This window comes from Spongiactinospora gelatinilytica, assembly GCF_003236385.1.
In the GTDB taxonomy this organism is placed as follows: domain Bacteria; phylum Actinomycetota; class Actinomycetes; order Streptosporangiales; family Streptosporangiaceae; genus Spongiactinospora; species Spongiactinospora gelatinilytica.
In genome coordinates, this window is sequence record NZ_POUA01000377.1 from 1 (window position 1) to 7,424 (window position 7,424).

Below are 7,424 nucleotides of genomic sequence, written 5' to 3' on the forward strand. Positions count from 1 at the left end.
GTAAAGCACCACTTCATCCGCCCGGCCCCCACAGCCGCCCCATTGCGGAGACGACAAGACCGGAAAGCGCCTACCGGTTTCAGCAATACATGAACGCGGCCCTCTCCTGCTATTCTCAGCCTGCCTTCGACATGAGGAGTCGATACGGGAACATGGGGCGCGCCAGGTGATCCGAAAAAGCACCGCAACGGGCCCCTACGGGTGTGCACCGTGTCGACCTCCGGCACCTGGCCAAGAGGCATCAGCGACATCCCGAACGACACTGTGGCGCAGCGCCGGCAACCGCCATGCCCCAGCATTCAATGCGGAGACAGGTAACGGCGCAAAAGCAATAGGCGGTGCGAAGGCTTGGAAAGGGGCCCTCTTTAGCCGGTGCAAGGTACGGCGGGCGGTGACGGGGGCGCGCCGTACGCCCGGCCAAGCCTGGCATGAGGAAAAGCGTCCGAGCGTTGGCGAGGGCCTCCCCCAGGCCGGGTGAGCACAGGGACGGCGAGCGAAGGGGGCCGCGCAGAAGGCTCTGGGGGCATGGACGGGTGGCGGTGAGCCCGGGGTGGGCCTTTCCTGTCGATCATCCTGTCGTGACCCGGCTGCACGGGTTTCGTGCTGCGCCGGAGCGAGACGAATCCCGAAGGGCGACGCGGGACGCCAGGGCCGGGGCGCTGTCATCGTTCGCCAGAGGGGGAGGAGCGTCCTCGGATTCCGTCCAGGAGGTAGATGGTGCGGCGGTCGTAGTCGTCCCGGGGCGGCCGCTTGCCGTGCTTGAGGGCGAGGGCGTTGTCGACGACGAGTGCGTGGAGGTCGGCCGCCGTGAACTCCGGCCGCAGCGCACCGGAGGCCCGCGCCGCTGCGATGAGCTCTTCGTTGGCCTCGCTTCCGACCCGGCAGATCTCCATGAGCTGCTGCGAGTGCGGATATGTCTGCAACAGGACGTCGTTGAAGGCGGGCTGGCGGTACTGGAGGTCACGGATCGCGGTGAGGTAGTACGCGATCCGCTCGCCGACGTCGTCGATGGTCCGAGTGTGGTCGATGACGGCGAACAGCTCACTCGCCACGACCTCCTCGATGACGGCTTCGATGAGGCCGATCCGCCCGCCGAACCGGTTGAAGATCGTGGCCTTGCTCACCCCTGCCGCCTTGGCGACCTCCTCCAGCGGCACCGTCAGGCCCTGTCCCTGGAAGGCGCCGATCGCGGCGGCGCGGATCTGTTCGGAATTGCGCCGGGCGTCGGCGCGCAGCCGGGATTTCGAAGGTGCCGCACCGGCCATGGCCCTCACCGTCTCATCCAGTCGACATCGTCGTAACTTGACTCATCGGGTCAGCTTACCTACCGTCTTCGACGGAAGAGAACCTGACCCATGTGGTCAACTTATGATCCTGCCCACCGCCAAGACGGACACCGTGGGCGCTCAGGAAGGTCAAGAACATGATCGTTGTCACCGGCGCTACCGGTGGGCTGGGCCGCGCCACCGTCGAGCACCTCCTCAAGCGCATACCCGCCGACCACGTCGGTGTCAGTGTCCGCGACGCCGCCAAGGCGCAGCACTTCGCCGACCGCGGCGTGCGCGTGCGGCACGGCTCTTATGAGGACCCGGCCGCGCTGCGTGACTCATTCGCCGGCGCCGAGCAGGTCCTTCTGGTGTCCGGCAACGACCCGGCCGCCGACATGGTCGGCCTGCACCGCAATGCCATCGAAGCCGCGGTCGCGGCCGGCGCCCGGCGGATCCTCTACACGAGCCAGCAGGGCGCCCTCCCCGGCAACCCGTACCGGCCGTCGGACATCCACATCGCCACCGAGGCGATCCTCGGCGACTCCGGAGTCGACTGGACCGCACTGCGCAACGGCGCCTACGGTCCGCTCGATCAGGTTCTCGGCCCATGGCAGCGGACCGGCGTGATCGCGCAGCCGGAAGACGGCCCCGTCCCGTACACCGACCGTGCCGATATAGCCGAGGCCACTGCGGTCATCCTCGCCGGCGACCGCTCCTTCGATGGTCCTGTCACCCTTACCGCGCCGACCGCCGTCACCTTCGACGACTTCGCCAAGATCGCCTCTGACCTCACCGGTCGCACTATCGAGCGCATCGTCCTGGATGACGAACGGTGGATCGCCGACAACATCACGACCGGTGTGCCGGAGCGGATGGCCCGACTCATGCTCACCTGGTATCAGGCGGCCCACGCGGGCTATTTCGCCGAAGCCGACCCTTTGCTCGCCGAACTCCTCGGCCGCGACCCTCGCACCGCCGCCGACCGGCTCGCAGCCCACATCGCCGCCTGAAGCCGAGCTTCTTTCCGATCGCTTGATCGTTGATCTGCGCATGCCCTTGGCTCATGCGCAGTGGGCGCGGATCGAGCGACTGCTCCCCGAGTCGAACACCAAAGCGTGGCGGCCGGTCGAGAGATCACCGGCTGGCCTGGTTGGAAGGAGCACACGCTGGTGTTCCTCTCTCGACGGGGAACGCCGATGGAGCCGGACAACCTTCGCAGGAGCTGGGGGAGATCCGCGCTGCAGCCCGGCTCGGGGCCGTGTGGCTTCACGATCTGCGTCACACCTGCCTGAGCCTGCTGCTCGATTTGGGCGTGCCACCCCACAGTCGCTCAACGAGAAATGCGAGGCCCTTGGCAGGCTCTGTGCCGCCCCCCGGTGATCTTCGCTGCAACGGGATCGGAAACGCTTGGGGGCGTACGGCTCCCAGCGTTCGCTGTTGTGTGAGCCTGGCCTCCGTACGCGCCCACTGGGCTGCTGGGTCGTCAGGGCTGAGCTTCCAACTCGCGGCGCACGATGTGTGTCGCCGCGCGGCTTGTGACGAACCCTCGGGACGTCCGCCGACCCATCGTTCACCCCTTGGTGGAGGACATGCTGTCGTCAAGCCTGACGCAGAACGCCCCGGCCGGGTTTGGCTCGGGGCGCTTGGGGTGGTCTTGTGATGTGGTCAGGGGCGGGGTCGAACCGCCGACCTTCCGCTTTTCAGGCGGACGCTCGTACCAACTGAGCTACCTGACCTTGAGCGGTCCTGACGGGATTTGAACCCGCGACCTCCACCTTGACAGGGTGGCGAGCACTCCTAGCTGCTCTACAGGACCTTGCGTTCGGCTTGCTTAGCTTACCAGTTCTTCGGAGTTCGAAGACCGTGGTCTGCGTTCGCCTGCCGGTGCCCCCAACGGGATTCGAACCCGTGCCGCCGCCTTGAAAGGGCGGTGTCCTAGGCCGCTAGACGATGGGGGCCTAGCCCGTGACGCCTTCCGTCGGGGACCTGTAGCAGCATAGGGGACGAATGCCCCCGATGCCAAAGTGCGGTTCATCCCCGATTCTCTGGTGTCGCGGAAGCCTTGAGCGATCCCGATGGCGTCGGGGCGCTTGCCGGCTCAGGAAGAATTGTACGACCAGGCTGCTCCTCGATGTGACGCTGAATCTGGACCGACTGCTGTCCGAGGCCGCCCATGGTGATGTCGTCCCAGGCCTCCAGCCGGTGGGTGTCCTTGTCGAAGTAGAGCACGGAGGCCATCACGGGGGTCGGGTCCTCGTGTTCCAGGGCGCGCAGGCCCGCGCCGCCCGTGGAGCCCTGGACGAGGAGGCGGGTGCCGGTGGGCAGGAGTTTGGTGGAGCGGGCGTGTGCGTGGCCGGCCAGGACGGTCGGGGTGCGGCCGGAGAAGCCCTCGGCGATGATCGGGTCGTGGACGGCGACGAGGTCGACCGGCTTCTCGCCGACGTCGTGGCGGCGACCGTGGTCGAGCAGGTAGGCCGGGTCGTTGTTGGCGTGGGCGGACAGGTCGGGGGTGAAGCGGGGGTCGCCGATGCCGTAGACGCGCAGGCCCTTGACGGTGGCGGAGCGGTCGTCGAGCACGACGGCGTTCTTCTGCCTGGCCACGGCGCGCTGGGTGCCCTTGGAGTCGTGGTTGCCGCGGACCCACACGTACGGTACGTCCAGCCGGCCGATCTCCTTGACGAACGCGTCCTCGGGCTTGGTGCCGTGGTCGGTGAGGTCGCCGGTGTCCACGATCAGGTCGATCTTGAACTGCGAGGTCACGGTCCTGATCAGGTTCCAGGCGATCGGGTTGATGTGGATGTCGGAGACGTGCAGGACGCGGATGGAGTTGGGGTCGGAGTCGTAGACGGGCAGGGCCGAGACCGTGTCGTACAGTTGCGAGACGTTGCTGACCAGTTTGGTGAGCTGTGCCCGGTACGACTCGAACCGCGTCACGATCGACTCCGCGCTGCCGACCAGGGACGGCGCGCCGGTGAGCAGGCCCGTGTACCGCGGCTCGACGAGTGCCTGGGGGCGGAAGGTGGCGGCGACCGCCGCGCCGGCGCCGGCCGCGCAGAGCGAGGCGACCAGGAGGGCGGCCAGGGCCGCGCGTACGCGCCTGAAGACGACGATGCCCGCCAGGAGTGCCCCGCCGAGGGCGAAGAGCAGGGAGCGCATCAGGAGGGCCGTGACGCCCGCACGGAGGTCGTCCTCGATCAGGTCGGGCAGCCGGTCGGCCAGCCGCGGATCGTCGATCAGGGCGCGGGCGAGGTCCTGGTTGATGTTCTCCAGGGTCACCCGGAGGCGCAGCGGCGCGTCGTGGCTGTCGAACTGCAGCGTGCCGAGGGGATGGACGTCCACGACGGTCTGCCCCTCCCAGGCGGGCCGCAGGGACATTCCGACCTCGACCGGGCCGAGCGAGGAGCGCACGCCGCCGCTGACGGCGATGCCGAGCCAGGCGCCGAAGCCGGCGACCAGGACGATCGCCGTCCATCTCCCGGCGCGTCGCACGCCGGGCCGCCCTGCCACGCGCCGGGTCGCCCGGCCGGTACGGCGGGCGGCTTCCGCGATGTGGCGCCAGATGTCCGAGGATCGGGTGACAAGTTCCTTGAAGGGCATGCCTTCCTACCTGTGCGACGGCATATCGTGAACGTTTCGCGCTTTCGGCGGGCAGAATGGCCGGTGTGATGGAGGTGTCGCGGGAGAGGTTCGAGGAGCTCGTGTCCGAAGCGCTGGACACGATCCCCGACGAGCTGACACGGCTTATGGACAACGTCGTGGTCGTGGTCGTGGACGATCCCCCTGAGCCAGGCCTGCTTGGCCTCTACACCGGCATCCCCCTCACCGAGCGCGGCGACTCGTACGCGGGTGTCTTGCCCGACCGGATCGAGATCTACCGCAATCCCATCTGTGAGATTTGCGAGACCAAGGATGATGTCGTGGAGGAGGTACAGATCACAGTGGTTCATGAGATCGCCCACCATTTCGGCATCGACGACCACCGCCTCCACGAGCTCGGCTGGTGATCGGCACACACGTCTCAATACCCCGATATTTCCGGACACACCCAAACACCGGGCGGGCGGTCGAGCGATTATCCGCTTTCGCCACGCCCCGGCAGCAGGCACCGTAGGTTACATAGCGAACACCCTCTGTCAGTGCCCCCTCGCGAGCTAGCGGAGTCCTATGGCGGCTACGAAGCCCCAGCGGCTGTCTGGGCGGCATCGCCGCGGATCCAACAGATCCGGCGAGGCCGATGAGCCCAGCGGATCCGGCGAGTCCGGCGGATCCGGCGCGCCAGGCGGATCTGGCGAGGCCGAAGGGTCAAATGGGTCGAACGGGTCCAGTGGGCCCGGATCCGGCGTGGCCGCGCGCCGGGTCACCTATGGCGAGGTCGTCGCCATACCGGAGTTCCGCGCGCTGTGGTACGCGCAGGGCCTCTCCCTGCTCGGCGACCAGTTCGCGCAGGTCGCGCTGGCCGTGCTGGTCTACAACCGCACGCAGTCCGCGCTCGCCACGGCCGCCGTCTACGCGCTGACCTACCTGCCGCCGATCCTGGGCGGCCCGCTGCTCGCCGGGCTTGCCGACCGCTATGCCCGGCGCGGGGTGATGATCTGGTGCGACGTGGTCCGCGCGGCCATGGTGGCGCTGATGGCCGTGCCGGGCATGCCGTTCTGGGCGCTGTGCGGGCTGGTCTTCTGCGTCGTACTGCTCGGCGCGCCGTTCTCGGCGGCGCGGGCCGCGCTGCTGCCCGAGGTCCTGGACGGCGACCGCTACGTCGCGGGCTCCGCGCTCCAGAACATGACCAACCAGGCGGTCCAGATGCTGGGCTTCGCGGCGGGCGGGGCGGTGATCGCGGGCATCGGGCCCTATCGGGCGCTGGCGCTCGACGCGGCGACGTTCCTGGCATCCGCGCTGTTCCTGATCTCCGGCGTACGTCGGCGTCCGGGCGCGGCGCGCGACCCGGCGGGCGGGGAGTCGATGCTGGCCACGGCCGTGGCCGGGGCGCGGCTGGTCTTTGGCGAGCGGCGGCTGCGCACGCTGGTGATGTTCGCCTGGCTGTGCGGCTTCTACATCCTGCCGGAGGGGATCGCCGTCCCCTACGCGGCGACCCTGGCCGCCGATCCCGCCAAGCTGCCCATGGTCACCGGGTTGCTGATGGCCGCGATGCCGGCCGGCACGGTGCTGGGGGCGTTCTGGTTCGGGCGGTTCGTGCAGCCCGAGACGCGGCTGCGGATGATGGGCTGGCTGGCGATGCTGACCTGCGCGCCGCTGATCGGCTGCGCGTTACGCCCGTCGTTGTGGGTGGTGCTGGGGTTATGGGTGCTGTCCGGCGTCGGCGGCGCGTACCAGCTCGCCGCCAACGCCGCTTTCGTCCAGTCGGTGCCCGCCGAACGGCGGGGCCAGGCGTTCGGCCTCGTGCAGTCGGGCCTGCTGGCCGTGCAGGGGCTCGGCATCCTGGTCGGCGGGTTCGCCGCGCAGGAGCTCGGTCCTGAGCTCGTCGTGGCCCTGGCCGGTGTGGCCGGGCTGGTGACGGCGGGAGTGCTGACCGTGCTCTGGGCCGAGCCCCGTGCGGAGGCGACGCCTAGGGTGCGTTCCGGTTCGACCACGTGATCACCGTCCGTGCGATCACCCCTGGGGGCGCTGCTCGCCGGACTGCGGCGGCGTCTCCGGCCGGTCCACCGGCGCGTCCTTCAGCGGGTCGCTCGGCGGCGTGTACGTGCCCTGGCCGCTCGGGGCGCCCGGGTACTGGTACGGCGAGCCGTCGCCGGTCGCCTGCTGCCAGCCGTTGGCGTCGCGGCCGTGCGGGCCCGGGTGACCACTCCGCGGGCCGTGCTGCTGCCAGGGCGCGGTACCGGCCTTCTGCTTCTCCACGAGGTCCTGAACGATGGAGGTGTCCTTGCCCTCGTCCGGCAGCAGCAGCCAGCCGGCCGCGTAGATCGCCACGCCCAGGCCGCCGAAAAAGGTCGCGATGCCGAGCCCGATGCGGATGATGTTGGGGTCCACGCCGACGTAGCGGCCGATGCCGGACGCCACGCCTGCCACGATTCGCCCGTCGCGGGTGCGCTGTAGCTTCTTGACTCCTGTGTAGTCGTTCATGGGACTAAGACTGCCCTTGTAGGGGTCTTTCGCACATCGGGATTCCCCCTGGCACAACCCCCGGACCTGTCCCCGACC

The 7,424-nt window shown here is 68.9% G+C and carries 6 protein-coding genes and 3 tRNA genes; 3 read left to right on the forward strand and 6 right to left on the reverse strand.

All coding sequences use genetic code 11. The features are described from left to right. Positions 1 to 662 precede the first annotated feature (662 nt). Positions 663 to 1,265, reverse strand: a complete 603-nt coding sequence (locus C1I98_RS32090) for a TetR/AcrR family transcriptional regulator (RefSeq protein WP_111171111.1) — start codon at positions 1,263 to 1,265, stop codon at positions 663 to 665. 158 nt (positions 1,266 to 1,423) lie between these two features. Between C1I98_RS32090 and C1I98_RS32095 the strand changes: the two genes are divergently transcribed. Further along, the gene (locus C1I98_RS32095; RefSeq protein WP_111171112.1) at positions 1,424 to 2,278 is read left to right on the forward strand and encodes an NAD(P)H-binding protein; all 855 of its coding nucleotides are present in this window, start codon (positions 1,424 to 1,426) and stop codon (positions 2,276 to 2,278) included. Positions 2,279 to 2,930: 652 nt separating this feature from the next. Here the strand turns inward: C1I98_RS32095 and C1I98_RS32105 are convergent. The 4 genes from C1I98_RS32105 to C1I98_RS32120 form a co-directional block, all read right to left on the reverse strand. Beyond that, a tRNA-Phe gene (locus C1I98_RS32105) sits at positions 2,931 to 3,004 on the reverse strand. A 5-nt stretch (positions 3,005 to 3,009) separates the two neighbouring features. Next, positions 3,010 to 3,084: transfer RNA gene (locus tag C1I98_RS32110), tRNA-Asp, on the reverse strand. Positions 3,085 to 3,153: 69 nt separating this feature from the next. Next, positions 3,154 to 3,226: transfer RNA gene (locus tag C1I98_RS32115), tRNA-Glu, on the reverse strand. A gap of 73 nt (positions 3,227 to 3,299) precedes the next feature. Further along, positions 3,300 to 4,865 (reverse strand): metallophosphoesterase family protein, encoded by a 1,566-nt coding sequence (locus C1I98_RS32120; RefSeq protein ID WP_111171113.1) that lies wholly within the window; start codon positions 4,863 to 4,865, stop codon positions 3,300 to 3,302. 56 nt (positions 4,866 to 4,921) lie between these two features. Here C1I98_RS32120 and C1I98_RS32125 point away from each other — a divergent pair, with 56 nt between their 5' ends. Together C1I98_RS32125 and C1I98_RS32130 are read left to right on the forward strand one after the other, a co-directional pair. Continuing rightward, complete coding sequence (locus C1I98_RS32125; RefSeq protein ID WP_199537364.1) at positions 4,922 to 5,272, forward strand: metallopeptidase family protein; 351 nt, start codon at positions 4,922 to 4,924, stop codon at positions 5,270 to 5,272. 337 nt (positions 5,273 to 5,609) lie between these two features. Then, positions 5,610 to 6,860 (forward strand): MFS transporter, encoded by a 1,251-nt coding sequence (locus C1I98_RS32130; protein ID WP_111171114.1) that lies wholly within the window; start codon positions 5,610 to 5,612, stop codon positions 6,858 to 6,860. Between the two features lie 15 nt (positions 6,861 to 6,875). Here C1I98_RS32130 and C1I98_RS32135 read toward each other — a convergent pair whose 3' ends face one another. After that, entirely contained in the window at positions 6,876 to 7,346 is a 471-nt protein-coding gene (locus C1I98_RS32135) for a PspC domain-containing protein (protein ID WP_111171115.1), read from the reverse strand. Positions 7,347 to 7,424: the final 78 nt, after the last annotated feature.